Origin of the sequence: Thalassospira sp. B30-1, from assembly GCF_015767575.1 — a bacterium.
GTDB classification, from domain to species: domain Bacteria; phylum Pseudomonadota; class Alphaproteobacteria; order Rhodospirillales; family Thalassospiraceae; genus Thalassospira; species Thalassospira xiamenensis.
In genome coordinates this window covers 3,881,091-3,896,894 of sequence record NZ_CP065232.1, presented here as the reverse complement: position 1 = coordinate 3,896,894, position 15,804 = coordinate 3,881,091, and the positions used below count along the sequence as shown (strand labels likewise).

17 protein-coding genes are annotated in these 15,804 nt (G+C 55.9%); 10 read left to right on the top strand and 7 right to left on the bottom strand.

Annotated features, from left to right (window positions below; translation table 11 throughout):
- Positions 1–161: 161 nt before the first annotated feature.
- The 8 genes from IT971_RS18330 to IT971_RS18295 all read left to right on the top strand — a co-directional run bounded on the left by IT971_RS18330 (position 162) and on the right by IT971_RS18295 (position 7,396).
- Entirely contained in the window at positions 162–3,032 is a 2,871-nt protein-coding gene (locus tag IT971_RS18330) for a monovalent cation/H+ antiporter subunit A (RefSeq protein WP_007090208.1), read from the top strand.
- A gap of 4 nt (positions 3,033–3,036) precedes the next feature.
- The gene (locus IT971_RS18325) at positions 3,037–3,393 is read left to right on the top strand and encodes a Na+/H+ antiporter subunit C (protein ID WP_065701800.1); all 357 of its coding nucleotides are present in this window, start codon (positions 3,037–3,039) and stop codon (positions 3,391–3,393) included.
- Positions 3,393–4,925, top strand: coding sequence for a monovalent cation/H+ antiporter subunit D (locus IT971_RS18320; protein ID WP_065701799.1), 1,533 nt, complete (start codon positions 3,393–3,395; stop codon positions 4,923–4,925). The genes IT971_RS18325 and IT971_RS18320 overlap by 1 nt, the downstream gene beginning before the upstream one ends.
- Positions 4,926–4,945: 20 nt before the next feature.
- Positions 4,946–5,440 (top strand): Na+/H+ antiporter subunit E, encoded by a 495-nt coding sequence (locus IT971_RS18315; RefSeq protein ID WP_223304866.1) that lies wholly within the window; start codon positions 4,946–4,948, stop codon positions 5,438–5,440.
- On the top strand, positions 5,437–5,706 hold the full coding sequence (locus tag IT971_RS18310; RefSeq protein WP_007090204.1) for a K+/H+ antiporter subunit F: 270 nt from the start codon (positions 5,437–5,439) through the stop codon (positions 5,704–5,706). Before IT971_RS18315 ends, IT971_RS18310 begins: the two co-directional genes overlap by 4 nt.
- An 11-nt stretch (positions 5,707–5,717) precedes the next feature.
- Positions 5,718–6,122, top strand: a complete 405-nt coding sequence (locus IT971_RS18305; protein WP_007090203.1) for a Na+/H+ antiporter subunit G — start codon at positions 5,718–5,720, stop codon at positions 6,120–6,122.
- Between the two features lie 85 nt (positions 6,123–6,207).
- The gene (locus tag IT971_RS18300) at positions 6,208–6,723 is read left to right on the top strand and encodes a GNAT family N-acetyltransferase (RefSeq protein ID WP_065701798.1); all 516 of its coding nucleotides are present in this window, start codon (positions 6,208–6,210) and stop codon (positions 6,721–6,723) included.
- Between the two features lie 58 nt (positions 6,724–6,781).
- Positions 6,782–7,396, top strand: coding sequence for a ribonuclease HII (locus IT971_RS18295; protein WP_065701797.1), 615 nt, complete (start codon positions 6,782–6,784; stop codon positions 7,394–7,396).
- 2 nt (positions 7,397–7,398) lie between these two features.
- Here IT971_RS18295 and IT971_RS18290 read toward each other — a convergent pair whose 3' ends face one another.
- Complete coding sequence (locus IT971_RS18290) at positions 7,399–8,181, bottom strand: acyl-[acyl-carrier-protein] thioesterase (protein ID WP_065701796.1); 783 nt, start codon at positions 8,179–8,181, stop codon at positions 7,399–7,401.
- Positions 8,182–8,464: 283 nt separating this feature from the next.
- Between IT971_RS18290 and IT971_RS18285 the strand changes: the two genes are divergently transcribed.
- Entirely contained in the window at positions 8,465–9,058 is a 594-nt protein-coding gene (locus tag IT971_RS18285) for a TetR/AcrR family transcriptional regulator (protein ID WP_065701795.1), read from the top strand.
- A gap of 14 nt (positions 9,059–9,072) precedes the next feature.
- On the opposite strand, the gene arfB is transcribed toward IT971_RS18285, so the two are convergent.
- Complete coding sequence (gene arfB, locus IT971_RS18280; RefSeq protein WP_007090198.1) at positions 9,073–9,489, bottom strand: alternative ribosome rescue aminoacyl-tRNA hydrolase ArfB; 417 nt, start codon at positions 9,487–9,489, stop codon at positions 9,073–9,075.
- A 164-nt stretch (positions 9,490–9,653) separates the two neighbouring features.
- Between arfB and IT971_RS18275 the strand changes: the two genes are divergently transcribed.
- Complete coding sequence (locus tag IT971_RS18275; protein WP_037987237.1) at positions 9,654–10,076, top strand: YbaN family protein; 423 nt, start codon at positions 9,654–9,656, stop codon at positions 10,074–10,076.
- A gap of 34 nt (positions 10,077–10,110) precedes the next feature.
- Here the strand turns inward: IT971_RS18275 and IT971_RS18270 are convergent, their stop codons facing one another.
- The 5 genes from IT971_RS18270 to IT971_RS18250 form a co-directional block, all read right to left on the bottom strand.
- On the bottom strand, positions 10,111–10,494 hold the full coding sequence (locus tag IT971_RS18270) for a MerR family DNA-binding transcriptional regulator (protein ID WP_065701794.1): 384 nt from the start codon (positions 10,492–10,494) through the stop codon (positions 10,111–10,113).
- A gap of 37 nt (positions 10,495–10,531) precedes the next feature.
- Positions 10,532–12,133: an ATP-binding protein gene (locus IT971_RS18265; protein WP_065702145.1), complete on the bottom strand. Its 1,602-nt coding sequence runs from the start codon at positions 12,131–12,133 to the stop codon at positions 10,532–10,534.
- A 14-nt stretch (positions 12,134–12,147) separates the two neighbouring features.
- On the bottom strand, positions 12,148–12,774 hold the full coding sequence (locus IT971_RS18260; RefSeq protein ID WP_007090194.1) for a hypothetical protein: 627 nt from the start codon (positions 12,772–12,774) through the stop codon (positions 12,148–12,150).
- Positions 12,771–13,145 carry a response regulator transcription factor gene (locus tag IT971_RS18255; RefSeq protein WP_007090193.1) on the bottom strand — a complete coding sequence of 125 codons (375 nt, stop codon included), beginning with the start codon at positions 13,143–13,145 and terminating at the stop codon, positions 12,771–12,773. The genes IT971_RS18260 and IT971_RS18255 overlap by 4 nt, the downstream gene beginning before the upstream one ends.
- A gap of 65 nt (positions 13,146–13,210) precedes the next feature.
- Complete coding sequence (locus IT971_RS18250) at positions 13,211–15,640, bottom strand: bifunctional diguanylate cyclase/phosphodiesterase (protein ID WP_065701793.1); 2,430 nt, start codon at positions 15,638–15,640, stop codon at positions 13,211–13,213.
- Between the last annotated feature and the right edge of the window lie 164 nt (positions 15,641–15,804).

Sequence of the window (15,804 nt, the reverse complement as noted above, 5' to 3'; positions counted from 1 at the left end):
AATGGGCGGTGATCCGCTTCACTTGACAACCGGAAGGTAAAAAACTGCGCCGGTTGGGTTTTCTTGACCATTTTCAGTACAAATATTACTTTCTGCCAGAATTTTCTTGCTGTTGCGCAAATTGGGGGCGCTGCGGCGTTTTCCAAAAATAAGGGTCTTTCATGAGTCTCACCCTCATTGTTTTGCTTCCCTTCCTTGGGGCGGTGTTACCCGCCGTCATGATCAGGGCCGGGCGCAATGCGTGCGCCACAGCTACCGGCTCGGTCACGCTGCTTGCCTTGATCCTGCTTATCGCCAAGGCACCCGCCGTCATTGGCGGCGAAGTGTTTCAGGTCCGCTATGACTGGCTGACCGATCTTGGATTGAACGTGACCTTCTTTCTTGATGGTCTGGGTTTGCTGTTTGCGACCCTGATCCTCGGGATTGGTTTGCTAATCATCATTTACGCCCGGTTCTATCTGTCGAAAGACGATCCGATGGGGCGGTTTTATGTGTTCCTGCTGCTGTTCCAGGGCGCGATGGTCGGTATTGTTCTGTCCGACAACATCCTGCTTCTGCTGATTTTCTGGGAACTGACGTCGCTGTCATCCTTCCTTCTGATCGGTTACTGGAAGCATCTGCCCGAAGGTCGTCAGGGCGCGCGTATGGCGCTGACCGTGACCGGGGCAGGCGGACTTGCGATGATTGCCGGGATGCTGATCCTTGGAAATATCGTCGGGTCCTATGATCTGACGGTGATCCTGCAAAATGCCGACCTGATCCAGGCGTCGCCGCTTTATGTGCCAGCCCTTGTTCTGATCCTGCTGGGCTGCTTTACCAAATCGGCACAGTTCCCGTTCCATTTCTGGCTGCCGCATGCCATGGCCGCACCGACCCCAGTTTCGGCCTATCTGCATTCGGCGACCATGGTCAAGGCGGGTATCTTCCTGATGGCGCGCATGTGGCCGGTTCTTTCGGGAACGGAGGAATGGTTCTATATCGTGGCGAGTGCGGGCCTCGTGACCATGGTGCTGGGCGCCTGGATTGCGATTTTCAAACATGACCTTAAGGGGCTTCTGGCGTACTCCACCGTCAGCCATCTTGGTCTTGTGACCATGCTGTTTGGTTTCGGAACGCCGATGGCCGCCGTTGCGGGCGTGTTTCATATCATCAACCATGCAACCTTCAAGGCGGCCCTGTTCATGACCGCCGGGATCATTGACCATGAGACCGGAACGCGCGATATCCGCCGTCTGGGCGGGTTGCTGAACCTGATGCCGATTGCCGGGACCATCGGGATCATTTCGGCGGCATCGATGGCCGGGATCATTCCGCTGAACGGGTTCCTGTCCAAGGAAATGATGCTGGAAGAAGCATGGCATACCGTCTGGTTCGATCAGAACTGGCTTGTACCGTTGCTGGCAACGATTGGTGCGGTGTTCTCGGTCGCCTATTCGTTGCGCTTTATCTTCCATGTCTGGTTTGGCAAAACCCGTGACGAACTGCCCCATCATCCCCATGACCCGCCGTTTGGCATGTGGGCACCGCCCGCATTTCTGACGGTTCTGGTGGTTCTGATCGGTCTGTTCCCGGCGGCCATTGCCGGACCGCTGGTTGCGGCCACGGCCAATGCGGTCACGGGGGGGAACCTTCCGGAATATCATCTGGCACTTTGGCACGGCCTGACCCCGGCACTTGGCATGAGCGTGATTGCCCTGATTGCCGGTGCGCTTATTCTTCTGCGTCATGGCGGCCTGATGTCGGTAACCTCCAACCTGTCGCGGCCGGATGCAAAGGCAATGTTTGATTGTCTGATCGTCAAGGTCGTGGCGCTTAGTCGCGTGATTTCCGACAATCTTCAGAACGGATCGCTGCAACGTTATCTGGCGATCATGATCTTTGCCGCCATAGCCATCGGGCTTTCGGGTTTCTATGCCGAACCCGATCACACCGCTGGTACGCGCGAACTTCTGGCCGTTTCGCCGCCTGCCGCCATTGGTTGGGTGCTTCTGGTCGGGACCTGTATCGCGGCGGTCGCGATGCATCATAACCGGCTTCTGACCCTTCTTCTGGTGGGGGTCATCGGTTTGATTGTCTCGCTTGGCTTCATCTATCTGTCGGCACCTGACCTTGCCCTGACCCAAATCTCGGTCGAGGTGGTAACGGTCATCCTGATGTTGCTGGCGTTGAACATCCTGCCAAAGGAAACCCCGAAAGAAAGCCAGCCGGGGCGCAAATTCCGCGACTGGGTGATTTCAATCGCGGCCGGTCTTGGCATGGGTGGGGCTGTCTGGGCGATCATGACCCGTGAACTGCCCAATTCGATTTCGGCGTTTCATCTGGCCAATTCGAAAACCGAAGGTGGCGGCACCAACGTGGTCAACGTGATCCTCGTTGACTTCCGTGGTTTTGATACCTTTGGCGAGATCATTGTTCTTGGCATTGCCGCATTGTCGATCTTTGCCCTGATTGAAACCGTCACCCAGGGCGAGGCCGCCAAACGCCTTGCAAGCTGGGTGGTCGATAATCGCCGGTCGGCAGACCGTCATCCGATGATGATGGTCATTGCAACGCGCGTGATGCTGCCGCTGTCGCTTCTGGTGGGGGTTTACATCTTCCTGCGCGGTCATAACGAGCCAGGTGGTGGCTTTATTGCCGGTCTGGTCGTTTCGGTTGCCTTGGTCATGCAATATATGGCGTCGGGCTTTGGCTGGACCCAGAATCGCATGAAGGCCAATTACCACGGCATGATCGGGCTTGGCGTGATTGCCGCGGCCATTACGGGGCTTTCGGCCTGGGTGGCGGGGCTGCCGTTCCTGACCAGTGGCTTTGTCCATGTTCATCTGCCGATTGTCGGCGAATTTGAGCTGGCATCTGCCATGGGCTTTGATCTTGGTGTGTTCCTGACGGTGGTGGGGGCGGTGACCCTTGCGCTTGCCAAACTGTCGCAGGTGGAACGCATGGCCGAACATGTCGACATCAATCCCGAGCCGATGGACCATGATCCGTCCGCCGCGACCGCGAAGGTCGCGACAGCTGAGAAAGAGGCCTGATATCATGGAGTTTCTTGTAGCAAGCAGTATCGGGCTTCTGACCATGTGCGGGACATATATGTTGCTGCGCGGTCGTACTTTCCCGGTGGTGATCGGTTTGGCGATGTTGTCCTATGCGGTGAACGTGTTCCTGTTCGCCATGGGACGCCTGACCATCGATATGCCGCCCATCCTGCGTGATGGTGTTACCGAATATACCGATCCGCTGCCCCAGGCGCTTGTCCTGACAGCGATCGTGATTTCGTTCGGGATGACCGCACTGATCGTTGTGCTGTCAATCCGGGCCTATCTTGAAATCGGTAATGACCATGTTGACGGTCGCCCGGAAGGCGCACCATCCGAAGCAGGAGATGAAAACTGATGGGTCACTGGATTGTCGTCCCCATTTTGCTGCCTGCCGTGATGGCCGCCCTGATTGTTCTGGCGGTGCGTCACGACATTGTCTTGCAGCGCATATTCTCGATCACCGCGACCGTCGCCCTTGTGGCGGTTACCCTGTCGCTGGTGATTTTTGCCAATAACAACAACCCGGAAATGTACGCGCTTGGCGATTGGCCGGCACCGTTCGGGATCGTGATCGTATTGGATCGTCTGTCGGCGATGATGATCTTTCTGACCTCGATCCTTGGTCTTGGCGTCATCCTGTTTGCATCCAGCGAATGGGACAAGCGCGGCCAGCATTTCCATGCCCTGTTCCAGTTCCAGCTGATGGGGGTCAATGGTGCCTTCCTGACGGGGGATGTGTTCAACCTGTTTGTCTTCTTCGAAGTCCTGCTGATCGCATCCTATGGTCTGATGCTGCATGGGGCCGGGGCGGAACGCCTTAAGGCGGGCATGCAATATATCGTCATCAACCTGACGGGGTCGTCGCTGTTCCTTGTCGGGGTCGGCATGATCTACGCCGTTACCGGTACGCTGAACATGGCTGATCTTGCCGTTCAGGTGCCGCTGGTGGCGGCTGGTGATGCCGCGCTGCTGCGTGCCGGGGCGTTGATCCTGCTTTTGGTGTTCTGTGTGAAGGCGGCCCTTGTGCCGGTTCATTTCTGGCTACCGGGCACCTATGCAAATGCACCGGCCCCGGTGGCGGCGCTGTTTGCCATCATGACGAAGGTCGGGGCCTATTCGATCCTGCGCGTCTATTCGCTGGGCTTTGGTGAAAATGCCGGTGATATGGCGTGGCTCGCACAGCCCTATATCCTGCCAGCCGCGATTGTGACACTGGCGATTGGCATGATCGGGGTTCTGGCGGCCAAGCGGCTTAATGGTCTGATTGCCTTTTCCGTGATCGGATCGATGGGAACGCTTTTGATTTCCATCGCGCTGTTTACGCCCGAAAGCATTTCGGCCGGTCTTTATTATCTGCTGCATTCGACCTTTGCCGGTGCGGCCCTGTTCCTGATCGGTGATCTTGTGGCATCGCGCCGTGGCCAGTATGGCGATCGCCTGAACACCGCGCCGGTTTTCCATCAGTCCGGATTGCTGGCGGTTCTGTTCTTTATTGCCGCCATCGCCATGGCCGGGATGCCGCCGCTTAGTGGCTTTATCGGCAAGCTTCTTATCCTTGATGCTGCGCGCGATAGCGCGTTCGGCGTCTGGATCTGGGCGGTGATCCTTGTGACGTCGTTGATGGGGATTGTCGGTTTCGGTCGGGCTGGCAGTGTGCTGTTCTGGAAAAGCGCGTCTGCCGAAGGCGTGATTGAGGTCGAAGGCGCCAATTGGCCGGTTCTTCCGATCATTGCCGCCTGCGGCATGCTTGGTGCGCTGGTTGTGCTGACGGTCTTTGCCGCCCCGATCACGGATTACCTGCAGGGAACGGCGGCGCAATTGTTTGACACCACGGATTACATCCGGGCTGTGCTGGGTGAAATACCCGCCACACAGTCTGGCCAGTAAGCGGTGATGAAAGGATAGTGATGATGTTGAAACGTTGTCTTCCCCACCCGCTGCTCTCGCTGGCCCTGCTGGTTGTCTGGGTGTTGCTGGTCAATGAAATATCGGCTGGTGCCGTGGTCTTTGGTGCGATCCTGGCGATTGCCATCCCGCTGATCACGTCAAACTTCTGGCCCGCGCGCCCAAAGGTCGGCAATGCCTATGCCATCTGCGAATACGGGTTGATCGTGTTGTGGGACATTCTGGTCGCCAATGTTGTGGTTGCCGGACTGATCCTGTTTCGCAAGACCGAAAGCCTTGAATCCAAAAGCGTGGTTGTGCCGCTTGATCTGACCTCGCCCGAGGCGATCACGACCCTTGCCGGGACGATCACCATGACGCCGGGCACGGTGACCATCGATCTGAGTGCGGATGCCAAAAGCCTTCTGGTGCATTGCCTGCATGCGCCGGACCCGCAGGGCGTGGTTGATGATATCAAGACCCGCTACGAAGGCCGTCTGAAGGAGATTTTCGAATGATCGAATATGCACTGAATTTCGGCTTTATCTGTGTGGCGGTGGCCCTGTTGATGAATCTGTGGCGTTTGGCCAAGGGGCCGACCATTGCTGATCGTGTTCTGGCGGTTGATACCATGGCGATCAACGCCATTGCCCTTCTGGTGCTGTACGGGATCAGCCGCGCGACCTCGATGTATTTCGAAGGCGCGCTTCTGTTTGCCATGTTCGGCTTTGTCTCCACCGTTGCCTATTGCAAGTTCGTCTTGCGTGGCGACATCATCGAATAGGGAGAGACAGGATGCCGTTTATTGCTGAAATCGTCATTTCTGTTCTGATCGTGATTGGCGGGATTTTCCTGCTGGTCGGGTCGTTCGGGATGATCAAGCTGCGTGAATTGCTGCCGCGGCTCCATGCGCCGACCAAGGCAACCACCGTGGGTGTTGGTGCCATTCTGATTGCTTCGATGCTGTTCTTCTGGATCGAACGCGGGCATTTCACCATTCATGAATTGCTGATCACGCTGTTCCTGTTCCTGACGGCACCGATCACCGCGAACCTGATCGCCAAGGCCTATTTGCTGCGTCATGTTGACCCGCATAAGGACCTTCCGGAAAGTGGTCGGGACGAAGGTTGGGCGACCTTTGATCCGGTTGGCCCGGATGGCTATGACCCCAGCGAAGAATATAAACCCGACGAAAAATAGCCGGGTTTGCAAACCTTAAAACGGCACCGTTCAAGCGGTGCCGTTTTGTTATGCTGTTGCGGTGCTCGAATAGCAGGAAAACCGAATGATACTGGAAACCGAACGTCTATGGCTGCGCCCGCGGACATTGGATGATCTTGACGATTGTTTTGCGATGGATCGCGAACCCGGCGTAACCGATTTCGTTCAGGGGCCTTGGGCCGATGAAACCGAACATCGCGCCTTTATCCATGATCGCATCACCATGGATTACGGGCCGGGGCTGGGATATTGGTCGCTGTTTCGAAAAACGGAACCGGACAGTTTCATTGGCTGGGTTCTGCTGATCCCCGAGGACGCCGTTGGACCCGAAATCGAAATCGGCTGGCGTCTGAAACCGGCTTTCTGGGGGCGGGGATATGCATCCGAGGCCGCCAACGCCGTGTTATCGCACGGGTTTGAAAAAATGAAACTGGACAGTTTCATTGCCTGTATCGATGCACGCAATATCGGGTCACTTGCGGTCGCACGAAAGATCGGCATGCGCCATCACAAGACCGATAGTGATGGCGTGCGATATGCCATCACGGCGGATGATTTTGCCAGACGTCATCACAGATGACATTGTCGACCGCCCCACATCCTTGCTATGAGGACAAGGCAGGAGGGACAGGTTTTACATGCCGGATTTCAGCATCGAGGATCAATATCGCGGACGCATTGCCGGGATCGACGAGGTCGGCCGCGGGCCGCTTGCCGGGCCGGTGGTTGCCGCGGCCGTGATCCTGCCGCGTGATGAACGGCTGCCTGAAATCCTTCTGGCGGAACTCAACGATTCCAAAAAGCTGTCGGTCAAGAAACGCGATCTGTTGTTTGACCTGATCATGGGATGTGCCGAGGTTGGTATTGGCGCGGCATCGGTCCGTGAAATCGACCGGATCAATATCCTTCAGGCGACCTATGTTGCGATGCGCCGTGCAGTGGCGCGTTTGCCGCAATGCCCTGATCAGGCGCTGGTGGATGGCAATCGTGACCCGGGGCTGCCGTGCGCGGTGGAAACGGTCATCAAGGGCGATGGCAGATCATTATCCATCGCGGCGGCATCCATCGTTGCCAAGGTCGTGCGCGACCGCGCCATGACCCGCCTTGCCGCGCGCTATCCGCATTTCGGATGGGATGGCAATGCGGGATATGGCGTGAAAAAGCATATGGAGGGGCTTGGCATTGTCGGGCCGACCCTGCATCACCGCCGCAGTTTCAGACCGATTGCCGAACTGCTCGGAATTCTGTCCTGATCCTAGGCCAGAGCGGTCTGGTTTCGTGCCACCACATGGGCACGGACAAGATCAACCCCGTCGCCATCGCGCGTAATCGCGGAAAACCCGTTCGTCTGGCGAACCTTTACCCGTTCGTGAACCCGGCATTCGGTGCGGAACTGGATATCGATGCTTTCGGGTTGGAAGTCCGGTTTTGCATCCGCACCGGTTGCGCCAAGCACCCACTGCATCAGGCGCACATTATTGACATGCCCATACAGGTCAAGATCGGATGGGCGGGCCTTTATGCTGTCGATTTCGGGTAACGGGTCGGTGGTGAAGGGCGGCCGGAATGGTGGTTCGATCAGTTTCGGGCCGGGCGGTTTTGGCAGCCGTTCTTCGATCCAGTCCGGCCAGCTTGCGGCACGGCGTTCCAGCAGGTCAAACATCACCCAGAAGCTTTGCGCGACCGCAATTACATCACCCTTGCCGTCGATCAGACGGAAATCGCGGGTGGCCACACGCCTTGCAACGCCCGATGGCCATGTTTCGACAATGATTTCCTCGCCATTGCCGGGATAGCGTCGGACATGAATGACCATCCGCGCCAGCACCCATGCCATGCCTTTATCAACCGTGTCGTCATAGGCGAGTTTCAGGATGCGTGCCCCCCAACCAGCGGCGTCTTGCATGTAATCGGCCAGGGCCGGCAACATCGCAAGGCCGTTATCGCCAATTTCCGAATAACGCACCCGGTAGATGCCGCGCCATCCGCAATTGGCGGGCAGGGCGGGCTTGGCGATTTCGTTCCATTGGATTGTCATGTTGGCAAATCCTGTGTCATTCCATGACAGTTATAGAAACCCGGTTGGCTGTGTGCAAATCCGGATTGGAAATCCGCAATACGAACCGGGATGTCCCGAAGGTTCATCTTGCTCATTTCGGCAAAGCTGGTGATGATGGTTAAATTCAGGGTTGGGCTGCATCATGTGTATTTTGTGGCTCTTTGGGGAACTACCAAGAAAGTGAATGATCACATGTGTTCATTTAAAATGAAGAACGCAGTTCCTTTGGTTTAAATTTAAAAGAACAGTGATGTTTTATTAAATGGAAAAACGAAAATACAACAAGACGTTACGCGCGGAAAAAGAAGACGAAACGCGCCTCAAGATTCTCGAAGCTGCGATGAAATTGCATGGCGAAGTCGGCCCGGCACGCACAACCATCAGCGCGATTGCAGACCGCGCCGGGGTGCAGCGCCTGACGGTCTATCGGCATTTTCCCGAAGAAAATGAATTGCTTGATGCGTGCTCGTCACATTGGCTGAGCCTTAACCCGCCACCCGATCCCGCATCATGGCGCGAGTCGGTAGCAGAGGGTGACTGGGGCCTCGCGATACTGAGCATGCTTTATCACTATTATGGTGAAACGGCTTATATGTGGGATCATTGCTATCGTGATCGGGAAAATGTCCCAGCCCTTCATGAACAGATGAAGGGCTTTGATGGCTATCTCGACATGTTGTCTGCCGATGCACTGGCAAGCCTGCCTGCCGAACGACGCAAGGGCAAGATGTGCCAAGCGGTTGCGCGACATGCGGTGCAGTTTTCGACCTGGCAATCGCTGTCACAGGCGGGTGTGGAAAACTCGGAAATGGCCGCCTTGATGGACGACTGGCTGCATAAATGCCCGTTGTCCTGACCGGTATCTGCGGCCTAATCCATCGGTCGCTGGCGCATTTTCTTTACGTCGCCGCGTTTCTTTTTCGTGTCGACCCGTTTGCGTTTGGCCGATAGAGACGGGCGGGTTTTGACGCGGAATTTCTTGCGTTCTGCGGCCTTGCGCAACAGGGCCAGAAGCCGTTCGATGGCATCCTGTTTATTCCGTTCCTGGGTGCGATAACGCTGCGCGTCAAAGATGATTTCCCCGTCATTGGTCAGCCTGCTGCCCGCCAGTTCACGCAGGCGATCACGCACGCGTTGCGGCAATTCCGTCAGGTCATCAATACGCACGCGCATCTGTACCGCGGTCGATACTTTGTTGACGTTCTGGCCGCCCGGTCCGGATGCGCGCACGAACTGGAATTGCAGATGGCGTTCATCAAGATAAAGATCATTTGAGATTTCGAGCATGGCGGATCGTCTAAGTAATAGGGGCGGCAAGTTGTGCGGCGATCCCGCACGGCAGAAGCCCGAAAGCCGGTGGGTGCTGTTGATTGAAAAACAATGGCATTCCACCTACATTGAAGGCACTTACCCTGTCAGGGGCGGGCAGGGCTGTAAACAGGAAATAAGACGTGCAGGTATCGTATCTTTATCTGGCCTTGGGCTGGCTTTCGGTAGGGCTTGGAATTGTTGGCGCATTTCTGCCAATTCTGCCGACCACCCCCTTCATGCTGCTGGCCGCCTGGCTGTTTAGCAAAGGGTCACCGCGCCTGCATGCGTGGATTTACAATCATCCGCATTTTGGTCCGTCGATCCGGCACTGGAACGAACATGGCGTGATCCATCGCCGGGCCAAGATCATGGCGATGTCGGCCTTTGTCGTGGTGATTGCCGCATCCCTGATCTTTGTCGAAAACCGCTGGGTGGTGATGATCCAGTTGCTTGTCGCGATCCCGGTCAGCTGTTTTATCCTGTCGCGCCCGTCGCGTCTGCCCGCATCGATGCCGATGGCGCAGGTACAGACGCAGGGCGGGGAGCCGGGTGCAGGCTCCTGATTCCTGACCACGTCAAGGCACACAACAGTGCAGATCAGTTCCCCGATTTGCGGGTCAATTCTTCCTGACAGGTTTCTTCAAGCTTATCGAGCTCATCAAGTGTCGCATCGATATCCTGACGCTGTTTGCGCAGCGTGTCGCGGCGTTCATTGATCTTGCCGACAAGGATGGTCAACTGCATGATTTCGCTGCGGTCGGTGTCATAAAGATCAAGCAGATCGCGGATTTCCTTAAGCGAAAAGCCAAGCCGCTTGCCCCGCATGATCAGGCGCAGGCGCACCCGGTCGCGATGGCTGTAAATGCGGGTCTGCCCCTGACGAGCCGGGGCGATCAGTTCCTGATCCTCGTAAAAACGGATGGTACGGGTCGTGACGTCGAACTCGCGGGCAAGGTCGGTGATGGAATAATTGTCGCTCATGACATCCCGTTCAGGTTTACGCTTACGTAAACGAAAGCTACATGCTTTCTGGCGGGATCACAATCGGCAATTCTTTCGGCAATTCAACGCAGAACGTGCTGCCTTTGCCCGGTTCACTTTCTACCGAAATCGTTCCGCCATGCCGGTCGACGATCTTTTTGCAGATCGCAAGACCGATCCCTGTCCCGGCATATTCACCATAACCGTGCAGGCGTTTGAAGATTTCAAAGATTGTTGCGTGATATTGCGGTTCGATCCCGATGCCGTTATCGGCAACGAAAACCTTCCAGCTTTCATCGGTTTCGGTGGCATAAATCCGGACTTCACCCTTGTCAGGGTCGCTGTATTTAAGGCCATTCGAAACAAGATTCTGAAACAGCAGCAAAAGCTGGCTGGCATCCCCGGTTACGGTTGGCAGGAAGCCGTCACGCACGATATTGCCCGCCGGGCCAAGGCCTGCGCGCCGGAAATTGGCGGCAATCGCATCAAACAGACTATCAAGGGGGACCGCATTGAACGGTTTGCCATGCCGTCCGACCCGCGACAGGGTCAGAAGGTCGTCGATCATGCGCTGCATGCGCTGGGTGCCATCAACCGCATAATGGATGAATTCATCTGCGGTTTCGTCAAGCTGATCCTTGTATCGCCGCGCAATCAGCTGTGTATAGCTTGACACCATGCGAAGCGGTTCCTGCAAATCGTGGGACGCGGCATAGGCGAATTGTTCAAGTTCGCTGTTGGAACGTTCCAGTTCCGCCATGGTGCGCTGGATTTCCATTTCATGGCGTTTGCGCTGGGAAATATCGCGAAGCGTGATGATGTAATGATAGCGTCCGTCTGCCGAAAAATGACTGATCGCAACTTCAAGCGGCACGTTGCGGCCATTTGGGGTGCATGCCAGAACCTCGATCACGCCGGTCCCCAGATCGGTCAGTAACCTGTCGGCTGTCGGGCGTTGTGGTGGGGTATGTTCGCTATCAGGCAGCAGAAACCGGATAATGTTGCTGAGTTCCGGGTCGCCTTCCGGGCCGCAAAGTTCCTGTGCGCGGGCATTCAGCGGTTCTATGTTGCCGTCATCAGATGCGACCAGAATGGCATCAATGGTGTTTTGCAAAATCGCGCGCGTGCGGTCTTCGCTGCGTCGGGTCTGGGTGACCAGTTCGGCCAGTTCGGCAGCCTGTTGGCGCAAAAGCCGGTCACGCTGCACCGCAAGGGTCACATCGCGCACGGTCAGTGAACACAGCTTTTCGCCGCGCGATGTCGTAATCGGATGAACGCGAATGGATTGTTCCATGCGGTCAAATGTTGCGGCAAATTGTGGCAATGGGCGAAGCGGCAGCGCACCTTGATTAAGTGACGGCGAAATTACCGCAGGCATGCCGAATTCCAGGCAATCCTTGATTGCTTGGCAGAGCCGCCCCAAACGTGTTTCGGTGAAAACCGCACTCAGCCGTTTGCCAATTGCCTGATCGGCCGGAATACCCGACCGGCTTTGCATCCACTGGTTCCAGTGACAGATGGCATGATCCGACCCGATCACCACCAATCCGACATCGGCAGTATCAAGCAGATTGCTGTATAGGTCGGCGGCCTCGGCGGCATTCTTGATATCGACAATCGGGGGGGTAGGGTTTGTCATCTTGGCGCTGCCCGTCAACCAAGTGCGTTTTCAAGGAAGCGTCGTACCAGTTCCTTCAGGGTTTGGATGGAGTCAAGATCCATGACAAACAGCACATAGCCATCAATATCGTTCTGGCGCAGCATGAATTGCACATGCAGGATCATCAGAACCGGCATCTTGCCAGACGCGGCATCAAATGCGGTGTCTTCATTTAACAATGCACGGGTTTCGCGTTTGCGAAATGTCGGCATCGAACAATTGATCGGCTCGCCCAGCACGTTGGCAATGCTGCCAAGGCAGGCATTGAGGATGATGTTGCCGACCTCCATCAGGGCTTCCTGTTCAAGATCGGTCAGGGTATCGAGCGGCACATCGACCTTAAGCAACCGCCGCACCAGTTCAAGGCTGCGCTTTTCCGGGAAAACCAGCATCGCCTCGCCCTTGAACGGGCCATCGAATGACTGGCTGACGGCGGAAACCACTTCTTCGGGCGAAGATGTCAGGTTTGAATCGGAAAACCTTTCGACAAAGGTGATCGTCGGAACTGTCAGTTCCACCGGCTGATCAACCATTTCCGACAGGGACGCGGCAGCACGGCCGACCCCGATATTGATCAATTCGCTGATTGTGTCGTGTTCAAGCTCGCTAAGGTCGATCATCGCCCGGCTTCCTTGCCCTTCAGATAATCGCAAATCTTTTCTTCGGTTGGCGGTTTTGCCAGAAAGTCCATGCCAAGCCCGTGGGCCTTGTTCTGGATTTCCTTCTGTATATTGGCCGTCAGAAGCGCAATTGCAGCATCGGGATAAGCCGCGCGCAGCTTTTCCCCCAATTCGAGCCCGTTCATGCCCGGCATGTTGAAATCGATCAAAAGGTAATCATAGGCATGCTCGGCGGCCATTGCCTGGGCTTTTTCGGCTTCTTCGGCCTCGTCCACCCGCCAGTCGGCATAGTTGCTGGTGATAAAGGCCTTTACCAGCAGTCTGGCAAATTTGCTGTCATCGACAAGCAGGACGGATCGATTCTGGGACATGTTTTTCTCTGATTTTCGGTTTGTGTTCTTGTTGTATCAGGCATCATCCGCAAGGATAGGGCCGATTATAGAATAGACGCAACCGTGCGCGAAAGCTGTTCGATCTGTCTGGCTGTGATATTGGCCGGTCGTGGTTCGGAAATCAGGAAGCCCTGGATTTCGTCGCAGCCATGTTCGCGAAGGAATTCAAGCTGTTCCTGTGTTTCAACCCCTTCTGCAACCACCTTCAGGCCAAGATTGTGCCCCATGATGATAATCGTGTTGGTGATCGCCGCATCGTCGGGATCGGTCGTCACATCGCGGACAAACGACCGGTCGATCTTGATCGAATTGATCGGCAATCGTTTCAGATAGGCCAGCGACGAATAACCCGTCCCGAAATCGTCAATTGCGATCTGCAGGCCAAGCTTGCGCAATTCATCAAGGATGGATGCCGATCGTTTGATTTCATGCATCATCACGGTTTCAGTGATTTCAAGAACGATGCGTGATGCCGGTGTTGCGGTTTCATCAAGGATGCGCGAAATCGTTTCGGTAATGCGGCCTTCGATCAATTGTCTGGGGGACAGATTGACCGCAATGCTGACCGGCGGCAGACCCAGCAGATCCCATTCGCGGATCTGATCACAGACCCGGCGCAATACCCATTCGCCGATCTTGCCAATCAGTCCGGTTTCCTCGGCCACCGGGATGAACTGCATTGGTGATATAAAGCCACGCCCCGGCTGGTTCCAGCGGATCAAGGCCTCAAGCCCGGCAAGCTTGCCTGATAGCAGTTCGATCTTTGGCTGGTAATAAAGTTCGAACTGTCCCTCTTTCAGGGCTTCGCGCAGGTCATTTTCAATGGCAAGCCGCGCAACCGCACTTTCATTCATCGTCTTGGTAAAGAAGTGATAGGTCCCGCCGCCACGGGCCTTTGCACTATACATCGCCGTATCGGCATTGCGCATCAGGGTCGGGAAATCATCGCCATCCGCCGGGCAAAGGGCGATGCCGATTGACGGTGTGATGAACAAGTGCCGCCCCTGAATGTCAAAGGCCGGGGCCAGCGCATCCAGAACCGCCTGCGAAAGTGTGGCGGCATCCTGCGTTTCGCGCAGCCGCGGGATGATAATCAGGAACTCGTCCCCGCCCAGTCGGCCGATGATTTCCTGTCGGCTGATCACCCGGCGCAAACGGTCCGCCACGGCCTTAAGCAGTAAATCACCGACATTGTGACCAAGGCTGTCATTGATCAGCTTGAACCGGTCCAGATCGATAAACAGGATCGCGGTTGCCCGGTCATGCGGGCTGGCGGCATCACGTTTGTGATTCTCAAGCGCTGATTTAAGGCTGTATTCCAGCATGCTGCGATTGGGCAGGTTGGTCAGCGCATCGTGATTGGCCATATAGACCAGTTGTTCCTCATAGCGTTTGCGCGCGGTGATATCGTGAAGAACAACCGTAATCAGCGGTGTTTGCGCATCGGGGATCGGGCGAAACGCGGCGCTTACTTCGATCTCGGTCTTGTCCATCCGTACCAGCGGCAGCGTCAGGCGCTGCTCTGCGATATGATGACGCAGGTCCAGACCCGAGAGCTCGGCAAGGCTTTCCTCGAAATTCGGAATGGCGCGCGGGGCGATAAATTCGAGAAGCGACCGTCCCTTTGGCGTTTCACCTTCTTTCAGGCCCAGCAGGGGATAGGATGCATTGTTAAACTCAACAATGGTGCCGTTCGGCGTGATGGTCAGAATGCCATCGGCCACGTTCTGAACAATCGCGCGCAGGCGGGACTCGTTATCACGCATCTGCTGTTCGGCCTGGCGCAATTTGCCAAGTGTTGATGCAATCCCTTCGACCAGTGTGGCAACGGACCGAGACAAAAGGCCCAGTTCATCGCGTTGATGATGACGGGGAACGGTCAGCCCCGTTGCATCGGGACTGTCTGGATCAATGCCGGTGACGGCCTGTGAAATGCGCAAAAGCGGTTTGGTGAGTGTCAGGTAAAAGAATACAACCAGCGCAAGCCCCAGCAGGAAGTTGCGCAAAATGCCCGACGTCAGGATGCGGGTGGCGCGATTGATGAAACCATCGGCAATCAGGTCGGTATCGATCCGAACGATCAGATGGCCGACAAGATCACGGCTTTCACCGGTCAGCAACGGCACGTTATATTGCTGGTTGTTGCCAAACATCACTTCGCTAAATGCGGATCGCCCCGATGATGAGGGGGCGCGCGATTTTTGCGCCAGAACATTTCCGAAATTGTCGCGCAGCGTCGCGCTGTAAACCGGTTCATATTCAAACAGGCCCGACACCACGCGTGCGGCAAGCGTTTCGTCAAGGCCATAGGCCGCCTGTGTTGCGGATTCGCGCAACGTCGACAAAACCTGATTAACGGTTCGGTCAATCAGGCTGCGTTCTTCATAAAGATCCCAGACAATCTGTACGACGCTGAAAAACAGGCCAATCAGAAGGGTGATAACGACAGCGGCACGTGCCTGTTTGACAGACAAGCGGTCACGCCATCTGAGCCGTTGTGTTTTCAGGCTACCCTCCGCCAATCCACACCCCTGCATGGCTCTATGACCATGTTTCACAGTCCAGACTATGTGCTTGGCACCGCAAAAGCAATTGTTGCGCGGGTTCTAATACTGGAAAATTGCCGGGATTTATGTAT

Bases quoted from the DNA above. Each gene is read 5' to 3' on its own strand.
- IT971_RS18300 (WP_065701798.1), top strand. From the start codon at position 6,208: ATGATACTGGAAACCGAACGTCTATGGCTGCGCCCGCGGACATTGGAT.
- IT971_RS18295 (WP_065701797.1), top strand. From the start codon at position 6,782: ATGCCGGATTTCAGCATCGAGGATCAATATCGCGGACGCATTGCCGGG.
- IT971_RS18325 (WP_065701800.1), top strand. From the start codon at position 3,037: ATGGAGTTTCTTGTAGCAAGCAGTATCGGGCTTCTGACCATGTGCGGG.
- IT971_RS18320 (WP_065701799.1), top strand. From the start codon at position 3,393: ATGGGTCACTGGATTGTCGTCCCCATTTTGCTGCCTGCCGTGATGGCC.
- IT971_RS18255 (WP_007090193.1), bottom strand. From the start codon at position 13,145: ATGTCCCAGAATCGATCCGTCCTGCTTGTCGATGACAGCAAATTTGCC.
- IT971_RS18315 (WP_223304866.1), top strand. From the start codon at position 4,946: ATGATGTTGAAACGTTGTCTTCCCCACCCGCTGCTCTCGCTGGCCCTG.
- IT971_RS18310 (WP_007090204.1), top strand. From the start codon at position 5,437: ATGATCGAATATGCACTGAATTTCGGCTTTATCTGTGTGGCGGTGGCC.
- IT971_RS18270 (WP_065701794.1), bottom strand. From the start codon at position 10,494: ATGAGCGACAATTATTCCATCACCGACCTTGCCCGCGAGTTCGACGTC.
- IT971_RS18290 (WP_065701796.1), bottom strand. From the start codon at position 8,181: ATGACAATCCAATGGAACGAAATCGCCAAGCCCGCCCTGCCCGCCAAT.
- IT971_RS18305 (WP_007090203.1), top strand. From the start codon at position 5,718: ATGCCGTTTATTGCTGAAATCGTCATTTCTGTTCTGATCGTGATTGGC.
- IT971_RS18285 (WP_065701795.1), top strand. From the start codon at position 8,465: ATGGAAAAACGAAAATACAACAAGACGTTACGCGCGGAAAAAGAAGAC.
- arfB (WP_007090198.1), bottom strand. From the start codon at position 9,489: ATGCTCGAAATCTCAAATGATCTTTATCTTGATGAACGCCATCTGCAA.
- IT971_RS18265 (WP_065702145.1), bottom strand. From the start codon at position 12,133: ATGACAAACCCTACCCCCCCGATTGTCGATATCAAGAATGCCGCCGAG.
- IT971_RS18330 (WP_007090208.1), top strand. From the start codon at position 162: ATGAGTCTCACCCTCATTGTTTTGCTTCCCTTCCTTGGGGCGGTGTTA.
- IT971_RS18260 (WP_007090194.1), bottom strand. From the start codon at position 12,774: ATGATCGACCTTAGCGAGCTTGAACACGACACAATCAGCGAATTGATC.